The sequence below is a fragment of the Candidatus Saccharibacteria bacterium genome (genome assembly GCA_016700375.1).
Lineage (GTDB): Bacteria > Patescibacteriota > Saccharimonadia > Saccharimonadales > UBA4665 > JAGXIT01.
In genome coordinates this window covers 41321-55285 of record CP065016.1, presented here as the reverse complement: position 1 = coordinate 55285, position 13965 = coordinate 41321, and the positions used below count along the sequence as shown (strand labels likewise).

General features: G+C 49.9%; 16 protein-coding genes. 3 read left to right on the top strand and 13 right to left on the bottom strand.

The genetic code is table 11. The features are described 5' to 3' along the window. Nucleotides 1-5 precede the first annotated feature (5 nt). The 4 genes from gap to IPP75_00260 all read right to left on the bottom strand — a co-directional run bounded on the left by gap (nt 6) and on the right by IPP75_00260 (nt 2399). Nucleotides 6-1025, bottom strand: a complete 1020-nt coding sequence (gap, locus tag IPP75_00275) for a type I glyceraldehyde-3-phosphate dehydrogenase (GenBank protein ID QQS69575.1) — start codon at nt 1023-1025, stop codon at nt 6-8. A gap of 74 nt (nt 1026-1099) precedes the next feature. Then, complete coding sequence (locus IPP75_00270) at nt 1100-1690, bottom strand: NUDIX domain-containing protein (protein ID QQS69574.1); 591 nt, start codon at nt 1688-1690, stop codon at nt 1100-1102. After that, on the bottom strand, nt 1687-1869 hold the full coding sequence (locus tag IPP75_00265) for a hypothetical protein (GenBank protein QQS69573.1): 183 nt from the start codon (nt 1867-1869) through the stop codon (nt 1687-1689). Before IPP75_00265 ends, IPP75_00270 begins: the two co-directional genes overlap by 4 nt. A 2-nt stretch (nt 1870-1871) precedes the next feature. After that, complete coding sequence (locus tag IPP75_00260; protein QQS69572.1) at nt 1872-2399, bottom strand: inorganic diphosphatase; 528 nt, start codon at nt 2397-2399, stop codon at nt 1872-1874. 115 nt (nt 2400-2514) lie between these two features. Here IPP75_00260 and IPP75_00255 point away from each other — a divergent pair, with 115 nt between their 5' ends. The 3 genes from IPP75_00255 (at nt 2515) to IPP75_00245 (ending at nt 4773) form a co-directional block, all read left to right on the top strand. Next, nucleotides 2515-3183: a glycerophosphodiester phosphodiesterase gene (locus IPP75_00255; protein ID QQS69571.1), complete on the top strand. Its 669-nt coding sequence runs from the start codon at nt 2515-2517 to the stop codon at nt 3181-3183. 247 nt (nt 3184-3430) lie between these two features. Further along, a complete protein-coding gene (locus IPP75_00250; protein QQS69570.1) occupies nt 3431-4105 on the top strand; it encodes an FAD-dependent oxidoreductase in 675 nt (224 codons plus the stop codon). Nucleotides 4106-4149: 44 nt separating this feature from the next. Next, a complete protein-coding gene (locus IPP75_00245; GenBank protein QQS69569.1) occupies nt 4150-4773 on the top strand; it encodes a hypothetical protein in 624 nt (207 codons plus the stop codon). Between the two features lie 138 nt (nt 4774-4911). Here IPP75_00245 and IPP75_00240 read toward each other — a convergent pair whose 3' ends face one another. The 9 genes from IPP75_00240 to pheS all read right to left on the bottom strand — a co-directional run bounded on the left by IPP75_00240 (nt 4912) and on the right by pheS (nt 13906). Continuing rightward, a complete protein-coding gene (locus IPP75_00240) occupies nt 4912-5124 on the bottom strand; it encodes a hypothetical protein (GenBank protein ID QQS69568.1) in 213 nt (70 codons plus the stop codon). Continuing rightward, nucleotides 5124-6092 carry an FAD-dependent oxidoreductase gene (locus IPP75_00235; protein QQS69567.1) on the bottom strand — a complete coding sequence of 323 codons (969 nt, stop codon included), beginning with the start codon at nt 6090-6092 and terminating at the stop codon, nt 5124-5126. The genes IPP75_00240 and IPP75_00235 overlap by 1 nt, the downstream gene beginning before the upstream one ends. A gap of 91 nt (nt 6093-6183) precedes the next feature. Continuing rightward, entirely contained in the window at nt 6184-6432 is a 249-nt protein-coding gene (locus tag IPP75_00230; GenBank protein ID QQS69566.1) for a glutaredoxin family protein, read from the bottom strand. A gap of 388 nt (nt 6433-6820) precedes the next feature. Then, entirely contained in the window at nt 6821-7180 is a 360-nt protein-coding gene (locus IPP75_00225) for an FKBP-type peptidyl-prolyl cis-trans isomerase (GenBank protein ID QQS69565.1), read from the bottom strand. Between the two features lie 14 nt (nt 7181-7194). After that, the gene (locus IPP75_00220) at nt 7195-7617 is read right to left on the bottom strand and encodes an FKBP-type peptidyl-prolyl cis-trans isomerase (GenBank protein QQS70128.1); all 423 of its coding nucleotides are present in this window, start codon (nt 7615-7617) and stop codon (nt 7195-7197) included. Between the two features lie 162 nt (nt 7618-7779). Next, nucleotides 7780-9561, bottom strand: coding sequence for an ABC transporter ATP-binding protein (locus IPP75_00215; GenBank protein ID QQS69564.1), 1782 nt, complete (start codon nt 9559-9561; stop codon nt 7780-7782). Nucleotides 9562-9622: 61 nt separating this feature from the next. Further along, nucleotides 9623-10138 (bottom strand): hypothetical protein, encoded by a 516-nt coding sequence (locus IPP75_00210; protein ID QQS69563.1) that lies wholly within the window; start codon nt 10136-10138, stop codon nt 9623-9625. A 109-nt stretch (nt 10139-10247) separates the two neighbouring features. Further along, complete coding sequence (gene pheT, locus IPP75_00205) at nt 10248-12863, bottom strand: phenylalanine--tRNA ligase subunit beta (protein QQS69562.1); 2616 nt, start codon at nt 12861-12863, stop codon at nt 10248-10250. Continuing rightward, nucleotides 12860-13906: a phenylalanine--tRNA ligase subunit alpha gene (gene pheS, locus IPP75_00200; GenBank protein ID QQS69561.1), complete on the bottom strand. Its 1047-nt coding sequence runs from the start codon at nt 13904-13906 to the stop codon at nt 12860-12862. Before pheS ends, pheT begins: the two co-directional genes overlap by 4 nt. Nucleotides 13907-13965: the final 59 nt, after the last annotated feature.

Genomic DNA, 13965 nt, shown 5'->3' with positions numbered 1-13965 from the left:
CTCTCCTAGTTTTGTGCGTGCAATAAACGACCAGCGTCAGCAACTACTTCGACAAGACGATTGCTGTAACCCCACTCGTTGTCATACCAGACCATAACTTTCACCAAGTCGCCACCTACAACTTTGGTAAGCAGTAAGTCTACAACACCACTATGGCTGTTGCCAATATAGTCAGAACTCACCAGTGGTTCTTCACTAACACCAAGGATACCTTGATAAAACGGCTCCTGGGCGGCTTTTTTAAAAGCTTCGTTTATTTCCTCTACTGTGACACTGCGCTTGAGCAGTGCCGTCACATCACTCAGGCTAACAACTGGGGTTGGTACGCGAATGCTCAAGCCGTCAAATTTGTCTTTGAGCTTTGGCAACGTGAGCGTGACGGCTATGGCCGCGCCAGTTGTAGTTGGCACAATGTTCTCGGCCGCGTTACGACCTTCACGAAGGTCTTTGGCGGGAGCGTCCTGCACGACTTGGCTGGCGGTATAGCTATGCACGGTTGTCAGCATGGATTTTTCAATCCCAAACTCGGTCTCGAGCACATTCATGACTGCGCCGAGCGAGTTCGTGGTACAGCTGGCGTTGCTAATAACCTCCGTAGAGCCCTGAAGGACGTCATCGTTGGCACCAAGCACTACTGTGTCAACACCGTTACTCTTGGTTGGACCACTAATAACAACTCGCCGAGCGCCAGCTTTGAGGTGCCCGCTGGCTCCTTCTAGGTCAGTAAAACGCCCCGTACTCTCTATGACAACATCAACACCCATGTCTTTCCAGGGCAGCAAGTTCGGGTCCTTTTCGGCGCAAACAAGTATAGGCTGGCCGTCGACTATGATGTTTTTGTCGTCGTATGTAACCTCTCGGTCGTAGGTGCCGTAGTTGGTATCGTGCTTTAGGAGGTAAGCGAGTGTTTTTGTATCGGTGAGGTCATTTACCGCCACCACATCTATGTCTTCGCGGGCATGAGCAATCTTAAAAGCATTGCGCCCAATCCGCCCGAACCCATTGATTGCCACTTTTGTCTTCATACAGCCTCCACCTTTTCTACAGAGTTATTCGCTTACGCTTCTATTGTAGTTAAACAAGTGGTACGTGGCAAGACTTAGGCGTTGTATGTGCGGCCCAAAAACTCCGGTAGGCGCTCTAGCTCTTCAATACTATCGATGTGTTTGAATAAGTCATCAGCCTCAATAAGATAGTCTTCGCCGTCCGCTGCCATACGCTTCACTTCGTCAAAGTCCATAAGGCGTTCGGTAATTTGCTCACCGGCGTCACGGTGCGGCTCGTCTTTCCCCGTTACGCCCCACGCAAGAACCGTATGTATAAACCATTCCATTTTTGCGACTGGCTGCGTCACGTTTAGTACTCGCCACTGCGAAAAACTGTAGCCCGTCTCTTCATGCACTTCGCGCTTTGCGGCATCTAGAATTGATTTGTCGGTAACGTCTACCCGGCCACCGGGAAAATTGCGCCGTGCGCCGCGGTGCGGCTGTACTTCGTCTAGCACGAGCAGCTTCCCCTCAACAATGCATATGACCACAACGGTGTCGAGGCGGCGGAGCATTTCAAATGTTTCGGTCGAGCCGTCAAAAAGAGTTTGCGGCCACTGGTAGACATCGAATATCTCACCCTTAAAAGCGAGTTTAGCGTTCTCCGGTATTAAGATTGCGTTGTCGGGTACAATTTTATTCATTCGTCAAACAATCCTTTACTTGGTCGGGTTTCGGGTATAGGCGATGCGACAGGAACAATCAACCCTTCTGCTGGCGCTGTTTGCACCTCGACAGCGCCAAATGCTATATCTAGTATGAATTGCTCTAGGCGCCGCATGCGAGTTGGGTAACTCGGACAAGCAGTTTCGGGACACCCCACATTTATCCTTTATAGCGGTTAATACACTCTTTGATTATTTTTTTTGCTTCTTCGGCGTCGCCCCAACCCATTACCTTAGTAGAGCCAGGCTTTTTCAGGTCTTTGTAGTGCATAAAGTGGTGCTCGATTTTCTGGCGCCAACGAGCATGTAAATCGTCTAGCGAAGTTATTGCATCGTCAGTGTTGCGGTCGTCGGCTGGTACGCAGATGATTTTGTCGTCCACTTCACCATCGTCTTCAAATTTCAGCACACCGATGACGGTGGCTTCCAGGAACACACCGGTTGGGATGGGCTCGTTGGTGAGTACCAGCGTGTCGAGTTCGTCGCCGTCCTCATCAAGGGTCTGCGGAATAAAGCCGTAGTTGACGGGCTTCGCGAAAATGCTTGGCTCGACCCGGTCCAGCTGAAACGCAGCTACTTTGCGGTTCCACTCTATCTTTAGGGTTGACCACTTCGGAATCTCCACCACTGTGTTGATGACACCGTTTTCCACATCACCTGGGGTAAGTACAACGTTAAAATCTGGCATATTTCCTCCTTTAGCTATAGTCGTTCGTGTGCGAAAATGAAAATTCTTCTCTATGTGTTCCAGAAGATTCGTCGGCTTCGCTCGGAATGACACAGTTTGATAGTATTATAGTAGCATGAAAATAATTGGGCACCGCGGCGCGAGAGGTTTGAGCCCCGAAAACACCCTCGCGAGCTTTGAAAAGGCCATAGAATACGGCGTCGACGCGGTTGAGCTAGATGTCCGCGTTACCCACGACGGTGTTGCGGTCGTTCATCATGACGCAGCCGTAGTAGACCCCGACGGCAGAGAAGTTATCATCGCCCGCACTACCTATGCAGAGCTACTCCGGCACAAACGAGACCTTGCAGCATTAGACCACACCATACGCACCGTCGCCCACCGCTGCAGGATTATGATAGAGATAAAACCGGGTGAGCCGACCAAACAAACTGTTCGCATTATTCGCGATAGGTTAAAACGTGGCTGGCGACTCAAAGAGTTTGCCGTAGCCTCATATGACTTCCGCATTTTACAAGACGTGCGAGAACAGTTGCCTGGCATAGAGCTGGTTGTCATAGAGAAATGGTCGGGCCTGCGGGCAACTCACCGCGCCCGCAAACTCCATACAAAGCGCATTAGCATGAATCAGCGTTGGCTTTGGAGCGGCTTCTTACGTGCCATGAAGCGCGGTGGTTTCCGACTTTCTCCCTATACCATAAACAACCCTCGTCAAGCAAAACGCTGGCGACCATACCTCTACGGCGTTATAACCGACCGACCTGACTTGTTTCGAAAACCATAAATTACTTCAATCTTACTTTGCTTTTTACCGCCCATTCACCCTGGCGGAAAACCGCTAATACCCTGCCGCATTTCGCTTGCTAAGCATCCTCATCTTAAGCTGTACGGCCGTACAGTTTATTTTAATTAATAAAGTGATAGTACGTTTTCTTATGCGCGTATGTATCATACAACATGGTGTTATGTCATTTTTAAATTGTATGGCCGTACGATTTATTTTGTATGAGGGGGTCTGGTAGACTGGTGAAATGGAAGTCAGTTTTTTGGGCAAGCGTGAGGTAGTGCCAAATGTATGGGAGTTTCGGTTTCAGCCTAAAACGGCTGTGGAATATGTGGCGGGGCAGTATGCCCGGTTTACCTTTCCGTTTGGCGTCACCGACCCGCGCGGCAAACAGCACCGCACGTTTACCCTAACATCTCACCCCTCTGAGTCTGAGCTACGGTTTATCACCCGGCTCGAAGAACCATGTAGCACCTATAAACACCACCTGCGCCTACTAAAGCCTGATGACACCATGCTGATAGACGAGCCGCACGGCGACGCCGTCCTTCCGCGTCTTGCTACTACCCCTCTCGTTTTCGTCGCCCAAGGCATTGCCCTCGCCAGCTACATTTCCATGCTTTTGGAGCGTGAAAGGTCGGAGCTTTCACGCTCAATAACGCTCCTGTGGGCTAGACGAAGTGAAGACGACAGATTGGAACACCTCATCCCAGGTGAAATACCAGATTTTGAGCGTTTTGACATACACTATCCCGCAAAACTAACTGCCGCGGAAATCCAAGCAAAAATAACACCCCAAAGTCTCACATACCTTTCGGGCAGCCAAAGCTTCGTCGAAAGCATCGGCGCCGAGCTAGAAGCCACCGGCACCCCTCGCGAACGCCTCATCTACGATTATTACGAGGGGTACAACAATCTATAACGCATATGCTTGCAACACATGGTTTGCTATCGTAACCTACCTATATGACTACAGTAGTACCGAGGGGCACGTACGAAGCACCTGCCAGAAGGCTTGATTTTCCTATCGCCGGTGACGGTGGAGTAATTGTGTTTGCAAACGCATCCCCGTTTTTAGGTCTCGGCAACGAGAACGGGATTCACGCCAGTCTAGGCTTATTCCCGCTCTATAGGGAGACGTGTGAAAGGGGTAGTGTATCTGGCCTAGTGACCCCAGAAAAGACAACGCACATTAACAAGCTCAGAGAAATCTTTGAAGTTTGGTCAACAAGTAAAATGAACTACCCTGAAAACGGCTGGACCAAAATAGACGATCAACATTTGTTTACTGACCTTGTGCCTCAACATAGATCAGGCAGTTTTTCAGGTCAAGACATTATTAACAGCCTGATAGAACGAGTCAATTCGCTGAAAACAGCTCAAACACAGAAAAAGGTGCGCGAGATAGCAAGCTTTGTAATACTACTCCATGAGTTGCCCATAGATGTACAGGTTGCACGTATGGTGATAACCGCACAGTTCCCCTCGACTACGGTGCTTGCGGCACTTCCAACCTTCGTCCAACCATATGATATACATGGACGCGACAAAGGTGTCAGCAGGTGGACTCTTACTCATAATCCTAAGTAAAAATCTCACTAGTACTTCTGGTATGAGCACCCTGTCTCTGACTACATTATAGGGATGATTCATACTTGAGACTGCGCGTCATGCTTAAAAACCATATTTTCTAGCGCAAGATACAGGAAAGCTCTCCAGACTATTAGCTTAATCCATGCCCAGTACGATGCATGGATTGTCATCTGACTCAATGGGGGCTGTATCTATAACGATAGTTTCTTCTTGGCCTGCCCCATGAATGGCAGCACCTCCTAAGCATCCTGTTTGAGGGCTTGCATCCTCGCCCGTAGCTTCTCGGTGGGCAAGACCTGCTAATTCCGGTGAGATGATTCCCCTCTGGGGTCCTTTTTCTGCTGTCATTACACTTCCTCCTGGATGTTTACGTGGCCCTCGAGGTATTCGCGGATTTTTAGGGCTGCGGTGGCGCCTTCACCGACGGCACTGGCGACTTGCATGGTCGCGCCACTGCGGATGTCACCCGCTACAAACACACCCTTCATGCTACTCATAAGGTTCTCGTCTGTCTTAATGAGACCAATTTCGTCAGTTTCGAGTTGGCCGGCCATAAACTCGCTGTTTGGCTTCAGGCCGACGAACACGAACACACCGTCGGTGTCTATCTTAACCTCGTTGCCGCTTTCTGTATCTGTTCCCTTCACCTGGACAACCTTACCCTCGGCATCGCCGATGATTTCGTCGGTGGTGGTAGTAAGGTGCACGGTGATTTTCCCCTGGTCAACGAATTTCTGAAGTTCTTTCTGCAAGACATCGCTAGCTCGTAGCTTGCTGCGAACCATAAGGTCTATGTGCGTCGCAAAACGCGTGAGGAACATTGCCTCTTGCACGGCAGAGTTGCCGCCGCCCACCACAACCAGCCGCTTATCGCGGTAAAATGCACCGTCACAGGTGGCGCAGTAGTGCACGCCGCGGGCGTAGTATTCCGCCTCACCGGGTATGCCGAGCTTTTTATAATCGCTACCAGTTGCCACCAGCACTACCCGAGCGTACAGGTCGCCCAATGTCGTTTCGAGTCGCTTCCAATCGCCTTCGTCGTGCAGGGCCGTAACCTCGCCAAAGTCTATCACCGCCCCAAACCGTTCTGCCTGCTTTTGCAGGTTGCCAGCAAGCTCTAGCCCTGCCAAGCCTTCTGGGAAGCCGGGGTAGTTATCGACCCAGTCGGTCACGGCAGCGAGACCACCAGGCACACCTTTTTCGATAAGCATGGTGTCTATGTCTTCGCGCGTGGTGTATATAGCCGCGCTCAAAGCTGCCGGCCCGGCGCCAACCATAATGACTGTATGTGAGTTTTCTTTCGTCCGTTCCGCCATAGTACCTCCGTTTTCTATTAGTAGTATACATAAAAACACACCTCCCCCACTAGGTTGCAGGGAAGGTGCATAAAAGAAATTGTGAAAAAACTTAGCTAATTGCTGGCGCTAGTTTGGCCAGATTGAAACCGACAACCACTTCTTGTGAATCATCTTGGCGAGTAACGACGGTGACTGGCACAGTTAGGGCGCCCGAAATTGCCAGGGCTTCCTGCTGACGGTGCGGCTCGTCGTCTAGGTTGACTTCGTCATAGGCGAGACCCTTAGCGGCTAAATACTTCTTGACCATCGGGCAGTAGGCGCACGTTTTTGTCGTAAAAATAGTAATATTTTTGACCATGAAATAACCCTCCACTGGTTATGTCGGTTTTTTATTGTAGCAGTTTTTTGTTTGAGAGACACTTCACAAAACTGTAGATACAAGTATATATGGTGCTTACGCTTTCGTCAAGACGCTATATATTGTGTTTTTGTATACAATCCGGCCCGCAAGCGTAGAAAGGGCTCAACAATGACTAACGGTCTACATGCCCTAAGAGAAATTCCAAGCTCCAAATGACAAGCTCCAAATAATTTCGAAATTCGAATTTTCTAAATCCTAAACAACTCCGAATGTTCAAAAAAACTCCAAAATAATACTTCAGTCTCTAAGCGGTGGTGCTGCCCATTTTGAATTTTGAATTTAGACATTAGGATTTATTTGTGATTTGGTGTTTGTTATTTGGAATTTACCCTTCTATAGACACCAGCTCAATATCAAACACAAGGTCAGCATTTGCCGGTATGCCAGAGCCATAGGGAGGGTTACTACCGTAGGCCATGGCGGCCGGAATAAGCAAACGGCGCGTGCCACCTACTTTCATACCAGGAACGCCCTGAGTCCAGCCGGCAATGACGCCGCTGAGCGGGAAGCTGATAGCGCGGCCAAAGTCGTGCGAGCTCTGAAATACTTCACCACTTTTTGCGATTGCACCAGTGTAATGGCACGTTACGGTTGCACCGGGCTGCACAGTGTCTCCGGTACCGAGTACTCGATCTATACTTTGAAGCTCTGCTACGTTTCCCTGAGGTGTAAAATCATCTAGCATTTTCACTCCAAAGCCTAGTTTGTCTTTATACGTTCAAGCTTTACAATAAATACCAAATCAGCATTAGCGGGAATTGCTCCCTGTCCACCTTCCCCATAGCCCATAGCCGCAGGAATAGCAAGTCGGCGAGTCCCGCCTACTTTCATCCCCTCTAAACCTTCATCCCAACCTTTTATTACCTGGCCCTGGCCAAGACTGAACTGTAGTGCCTGTGCTTTATTGTAGTTGCCATCAAACACTGTGCCGTCTGATGCAAGGTTGCCCTGATACTTCATAACCAAGCAGTCGCCTTTCTTTGCCATGGCCCCTTTGCCTTCTACGAGATCAGTCTTCTCAAGATCTTTGACAACACCCTGAGGCTTATAGACCTCTGGAGCGGCTTGTATGGAACTTTTTTCTGGTGTCTGTATGTCACATACTACAGGCTTTTTTTTCATCATATCGATAACTACCCCTATGGTAAATGCTGAAGCAGTTACCAAAAATAATAGCGCACCAAGCCCTGCAAAAATCCTATCACGCAGTCGCGTTGTCGACATAAAAACCCTCCATTACAATGTTCCTAGTTTGACATATTGTTTACCACGAAACAAGCATACTTATGCCTGAATTTCATACTGCTTAAGGCGTTTTGTATCCTGCTTCGTATGGCGCGCTTGCAGTGAAAGCAGCTGTGCGTATATTCCACCACTCTTTGCAAGTTTTTCGGGCGTTCCCTGTTCGTTGACGCGACCGTCCTGCATAGTGATGATTGTATCAACCGACTGGATAGTACTGAGACGGTGAGCGATAATGAGCGTCGTTCGCCCCTGCATCAGCCGTTCGAGCGCTTGGTGTACCAGGTGCTCACTTTTGCCGTCGAGACTACTGGTAGCTTCATCGAGGATAAGTATAGGCGCGTCCTTCAGGAGCGCCCTGGCGATAGCGATGCGCTGTTTTTGGCCGCCGCTGAGCTTCAGGCCGCGCTCTCCTATTTCGGTCTCATACTGTTGCTCAAATTTGGTTATGAACTCATGGGCATTGGCCGCCTTGGCGGCAGCTTCTACTTGACGCTTTGTAGCTCCCGGTTTGCCATAGGCAATGTTTTCATACACGGTGCCGCTAAACAGCGCCGGTTCCTGGAAAACAACTGCCGATGCTGCCCGCAAACTCGCCCGTGTCGACCCAGAAATGTCCTGACCGTCTATAGCAATACTGCCGCTTTGCGGCACATACAGCCCCAGCAGTAGGTTTGTGATGGTCGTTTTACCCTCACCGCTTTCGCCCACGAGTGCGGTTTTAGTGCCAGGTTGCAGCGTAAAACTGAGTCCGTCCAAAACCGGACGTTTCACCTCGTAGCCAAAAATAACATCGGTGAATTTCACCTCGCCAGCCGTAACCTTTAGCTGGACACCCTTGTCTGTAGCAGCTGACTCCGTGGCTTCATCCATGGCGGCAAAGTAATCACGAGTGTTTGCTACCGCTCGTTGTGACTGGTCCACGATAAAGCTAATGCTAAATATTGGCATGCGTATCAGCGCCGCGTACTGGAGCAGCAGCACCATAGTCCCAAGACTATAACGTCCATGAACCGCCTCAAGGCAAATGTAGGCATATACGGCCAGGAATATTATATTCAGCACCAGTCGACGTATAAAATCTTGGCCGTGCCAGAGTTTGCTCTGGGGCCAGGTCGTGTCAACGATACGCTGGTAGCGTGTTTTGAAATGGGTGAGCTCGCGAGCTTCTTGGCCGAAACTCTTGACAACCTTTATCTGACCGATAGCTTCAGCAAACCGGCCAGTGGCGACATCTGACTCACCATTTATAGCTGTCTGGTACTCCCGCCAGCGCCCGCTGGTACGTGTGGTGAGCCAGATGAATATGGGATACAACGCCCCGAGCATGAGAGCAACAGGCCAGGAATAGACGGCAATTATTGCCAGCGACAATACTGTGCTAAAAACGAACTGTAGAAAATTGTTACTGAAGGCCTGGGCAAACGTGGTGATTTGGTCGATACTGCGGTTAAGCTGGTTGAGCACCTTGCCACTTAGCTCTGTGTCGAAGTACCGCTGTGGGAGTTTGAGTAAATGGGCAAAGTACCGCTCGCTGAGCGTCTTACGCAGCCGAGCCTGCAGCTGGTCGCCAATCACTCCACCAATATTGCTAAATAAGTTTTGCCCAAGGTCGGCCAGAAATATACCAAGAACGGCCAGAATAATCACCGTTGTCTGGACATGTTGTTCGCCAACTAGCTTCGTGATTTCGTCCACGATAATCTTCGTAAGTAAAGGTTGTACCTGGGTAGTGGCGGCCACCAGCACAGAAAATAGTGCAACCCCGGCGTAGTATGGCCACAATTCCCGCGTAAAACGCACTATCCGCCACAGACTCTTCATCCGTTTAGTATACTCTAGACAGCTCAAGACTGCTGCTTAACAACACCACCGAGTAGGGAGACTACCAGCTAACCAGGTCGGCGTAGTATTGCCATGAAGCCTTTTCTTGGGTCGTAAGGCTCTTTGCCCACTTGACAGCCGCGCCTACAGCCTCTTTTTTCATTGAAACACGCTGTCCGATTTCTAGGTATGGCATACCTGCTTCTTCACTCAGTTTGGTTTCTGCCGCAACGCGTTCTACAGGAGTCAATTTGGCGTCTAGCTTCGCTACCGCCTGGCGCGCAAGTGCGGTATACGACTCACCAGTTCCGGCAACGTATTCGTACGCAGCGGTCGTTTCGTCCAAGCTCGTTGTTACGTTTTCTCCCTTGGCTACCTTAGCTTGAGCGTCTTGAGTTTTTTGTGCGAGCTGCTTTTCGCGGTCAGTAGCCGGGTCTGCTGTTTTTTTATTGGTCGTTGAGGCTGAGTCGGTCATTTTTGTATTTGTATCACTTCCGCCTAAGGAAGTAAGCCCCCATATGCCAAGCACCGCGACAACACCAGTGGCGGCGAGCGCTTTGATACGTTGTTTATCCATATCTCCCCATTTCTCCCACCAGCTATTTGACAGTTATTATCATACATGACGCTTATGGCAGTTGCCAAGCGTTAGAATTGACAATTTGTAAATTCCGCTACAGTTGTTCCTAGACCTTTTCGGCACCAACTTCTTTTGCAGCCGTTTCAGCTATGCTGTCTATGTAGCTCGCAACCTCCGTGTCTGTGAGTGTCCGCAGTGTGTTAGTGGCTCGTAGTCGCAAGGTTACCGTTTTGGTTTGCCCGGCTTCTGGCTGGTATATACCGAGCGGCGTGAGTTCGAGTAATTGAACCTCGGTGCGAAGCTGGTCTAACGCGGACTCTGCAGACGCCAGAACATCTGCATACGGGGTTGCGATAGAGACTCTTAGTGAGATGTCTTGTGTTACAGACGGAAAACGAGGCAATGGCACATACTGTTTTGGAGCGAGCTTGAGAAGGAACGACTGGAATAGCTCGAAACCGGCTGCACCCTCTGGGAGCTTGAAAGCTCGCCGCGTTGCCGCACTAAACTCGCCCACCACCCCTACAAATTGCTCCCCGTCAAAAACAACGGCTGCGCGTTTTGGTTCAAATGGTTTTGAAAGCTGCTCAAATATTGCATGCGCAGATGAGTCAAATTCACTCAGTGGCACATAGACCAAACTATCTGAAAGCATCTCGACATATTGGCGCGCAGCATAAAACGCTGCATGCGGATATTTTTTGGCTGCATATACAAACGCAAGTCGCTCGTACTCGCGAGGAAGCCCATCTTCGCCAAGGTCACCCTTACGGTGGGCCTTTCCAAACTCAAACAGGGCAAATTCATCATGACCGGCTTTAATATTTACATGTACTTTGTCGAGCAGACTAGGAATAAGGCTCAGTCGGTAGTACTGGAGGTCAGGACTAAGCGCGTTCCCTAAACGAAATGCTTGCGCTGGGTCTTGGCCGGCACCTTTCAGTACTTTTTCGTGTACAAAACTATACGTTAGCACCTCATTTGCACCGGCCCCAGAGAGAATATGGCGGATTTTTCGCTTCATTTCTAGTCGCACGTTTAACGGCGCGGGCTTCATGCTTCGCTGCGGCAACTCCCGCGGCAGTTTATCAAAGCCGTAGAGCCGTCCGACTTCCTCAACAATATCTTCCGGAAGTTCAACATCAGTACGCCAAAACGGCACATTGATGTGTAATTCTTCGTTGTTGTCTTGTTCGTCCTCGGGGTCCCAGCCACAATCTTCGCAAAGCGGAAACTCGACATTTCCAAGCAGCTGCACCATATCGTATTTTTTTATACCAAGGCCAAGTCGGTCACGAATAAATTGTGGCATGATACTCTGGGGCAATACGCCCTCATGTGCTTGTATGCGAGCAGCCAGTTCATCGCCGGACACAAGGTCAGCGACCGCCCCCGCCTGACTACCACCGGCAAGTTCCAGAACCATATTGAGTGCCTGAAATAGACATGCAGGATTTTGAAGTGGTGACTGACCTTTATTGAACCGCGTGACGGCATCGGTAAAAAGTCCGTGGCGCATACTTGTTTTGCGTATGGTGTACATGTCGAACGTGGCACATTCGAGCACAACATTTTTTGTATCAGCCGAAACTTCGCTATTGCCGCCACCCATAACACCACCCATACCGACTGGGCCTTCGGCGTCTACGATAATAATGTCATCTTCTGTAACGTCGTAATTTTTGCCGTTGAGTAGTGTAAGCTTTTCACCCGCCCTGCCCATGCGAGCACCCAGTGTGCATCCACGGAGCTTGTCATAATCATATGCGTGTAAGGGCTGTGCTGTGTGTAGCATGACGTAGTTGGTAATGTCGACAATATTATTTATGGGCTTGCTGCCAAGTCGCACTAATTCGCACTGGAGCCAAAACGGGCTTGGCTTAATCTCCACATTTTTTACCGCAACCGCCATGAAACGTGGCACCTTTTCTTCTGCTTCATTTAAAACAGTCAGTTGCAATCCATCTCCCGCAACGAATTCTGGGATACTCAAATACCACTCAGGGCTTGTAAACTTCTGGCCGTGGATACCAGCAATTTCACGTGCTACACCCAACTGACCGAAACAATCTGGTCGGTGGGTAAACATCTTGTTTTCTATGTCTATGATTGTGTCATTGAGTCCAAATACTTCCGCAAAGTCAATGCCCGGTCTTAAACTGCTGTCATTCCCGACTTGATTGGGAATCCAGGAAGTGTTTTTTAGGCTACTGGATCCCCGCCTTCGCGGGGATGACGCAGGAGGCAAGTCTGCAACGGTGATTTCCAAAATGCCGTCGTGATTATCGCCAATAGCAAGTTCGGCTGGACTGGCCAGCATGCCATTGCTTTTTACCCCGCGTATGGTGCGAGCATCCAGCACGAACGGGTCTTTGTCGTAGCTCGCCGGCACGGTGGCGCCGGGCGGCAGCCACGCAACGAACATATCGGCGTGGACGTTTGGCGCACCGCAGACGACTTGGACAAAATTTGAATCTGGAATCTTGAATTTGGCATATTCAGGGTTATTGCCCACTTCAATCTGGCAAATGTGGAGATGGTCGCTGTCGGGGTGCGGTTCGCACGTTACAATCTTGGCAACTACAATGCCTTTGTATTTTGCACCGAGGTCTATAACTTCCTCGACTCCGCCGAGCTGCTGGTTAATCCGCTCAACCAGCTCTGTCACCGGCGGTAGTTCAAAGTCAACATATTGGCGAATAGTGTTTAAACTTACTTTCATTTGAATTGCTCCAGGAAATCGAGTTTGGCGCTTTCGAAGTGGCGGATGTCTTCCACGCCGTATTTCATCATGACAAGACGCTCGACGCCGCTACCCCAGGCGAAGCCGGTGTACACAGCAGGGTCAACATCGGCCGCACGCAGTACATTTGGGTGTATCATGCCGCAACCCAAAAGTTCTATCCAGCCGGAATGACTGCAAATGTGACAACCAGCCTTTTCGCAAAACGGACAGCTCAGCGCAAACTCAAAACTTGGTTCGGTGAATGGGAAATAAAACGGGTTCACTCGAACTTCAAGTTGTTTGCCATAATATTCTTCGAGAAAGGTCTGTAACGTCGCAATCAGCATACCGGCGTGGACACCCTTGTTCACGTAAACGCCCTCAAACTGGTAGAACGTGTGCTCGTGCCGTGCGTCGAGGTCTTCGTTGCGGAACACACGGTCGGGTACGAGTACTGCAATCGGTTCACCCTTTTCAAGATTGACGGCATATTTTCTGAGGACACGGTTTTGCATAGTACTGGTGTGAGCAGGCGCGATGAACGGGTCACCTTCTTTGTCTGTTTCAACTGTCATGAAGGTGTCATAATCGTCGCGCGCGGGGTGGCCTTTGGGAAAGTTCAGCGTCTCGAACATGTGATACTGGTCGTCCAGTTCACGAGATTCTTCTACGACATAGCCCATGCGGTTGAATATATGTGCTATGCGTTCCATTTCCTGCATAAGAGGATGGACGCTACCCTGCTGGTTTGGCAAAAGGCTAGGTCTAGCTGTATTCACGTCCATGGGTGCAGTTACATCTATAGGCGGTAATTCTACGGCCGAGTCGGCTGCTGCGTCAACAGCCGCTTGCAACTCACTTTTCAGCTCATTTAGCTCGCGACCGAAGGAAGATTTCACTTCATTTGGGAGTGTCCGGATTTGGGCATACAGCGCGCCGAGCTCCGGTGCGCGCATAATTGCGACCTTGTCGTCGAGCGTTTGGAGTCGCGTTCGCAAAAGTTCGGCGGCGCGAGCAATGTCTTCGTGCTGGTAGCTCATTGGTATGTAGTATACAGAGTTCGGACTTAAGAGTTAAGGCTTAGAGTTAAGAAAAAAGA

Excerpts from the sequence above, each read along its gene's own strand:
- IPP75_00225 (QQS69565.1), bottom strand. The coding sequence starts at position 7,180 with ATGCTAGATGATTTTACACCTCAGGGAAACGTAGCAGAGCTTCAAAGT.
- IPP75_00260 (QQS69572.1), bottom strand. The coding sequence starts at position 2,399 with ATGCCAGATTTTAACGTTGTACTTACCCCAGGTGATGTGGAAAACGGT.
- IPP75_00220 (QQS70128.1), bottom strand. The coding sequence starts at position 7,617 with ATGAAAAAAAAGCCTGTAGTATGTGACATACAGACACCAGAAAAAAGT.
- IPP75_00245 (QQS69569.1), top strand. The coding sequence starts at position 4,150 with ATGACTACAGTAGTACCGAGGGGCACGTACGAAGCACCTGCCAGAAGG.
- IPP75_00270 (QQS69574.1), bottom strand. The coding sequence starts at position 1,690 with ATGAATAAAATTGTACCCGACAACGCAATCTTAATACCGGAGAACGCT.
- IPP75_00215 (QQS69564.1), bottom strand. The coding sequence starts at position 9,561 with ATGAAGAGTCTGTGGCGGATAGTGCGTTTTACGCGGGAATTGTGGCCA.
- IPP75_00250 (QQS69570.1), top strand. The coding sequence starts at position 3,431 with ATGGAAGTCAGTTTTTTGGGCAAGCGTGAGGTAGTGCCAAATGTATGG.
- pheT (QQS69562.1), bottom strand. The coding sequence starts at position 12,863 with ATGAAAGTAAGTTTAAACACTATTCGCCAATATGTTGACTTTGAACTA.
- gap (QQS69575.1), bottom strand. The coding sequence starts at position 1,025 with ATGAAGACAAAAGTGGCAATCAATGGGTTCGGGCGGATTGGGCGCAAT.
- IPP75_00235 (QQS69567.1), bottom strand. The coding sequence starts at position 6,092 with ATGGCGGAACGGACGAAAGAAAACTCACATACAGTCATTATGGTTGGC.
- IPP75_00255 (QQS69571.1), top strand. The coding sequence starts at position 2,515 with ATGAAAATAATTGGGCACCGCGGCGCGAGAGGTTTGAGCCCCGAAAAC.
- IPP75_00210 (QQS69563.1), bottom strand. The coding sequence starts at position 10,138 with ATGGATAAACAACGTATCAAAGCGCTCGCCGCCACTGGTGTTGTCGCG.
- IPP75_00230 (QQS69566.1), bottom strand. The coding sequence starts at position 6,432 with ATGGTCAAAAATATTACTATTTTTACGACAAAAACGTGCGCCTACTGC.
- IPP75_00240 (QQS69568.1), bottom strand. The coding sequence starts at position 5,124 with ATGACAGCAGAAAAAGGACCCCAGAGGGGAATCATCTCACCGGAATTA.
- pheS (QQS69561.1), bottom strand. The coding sequence starts at position 13,906 with ATGAGCTACCAGCACGAAGACATTGCTCGCGCCGCCGAACTTTTGCGA.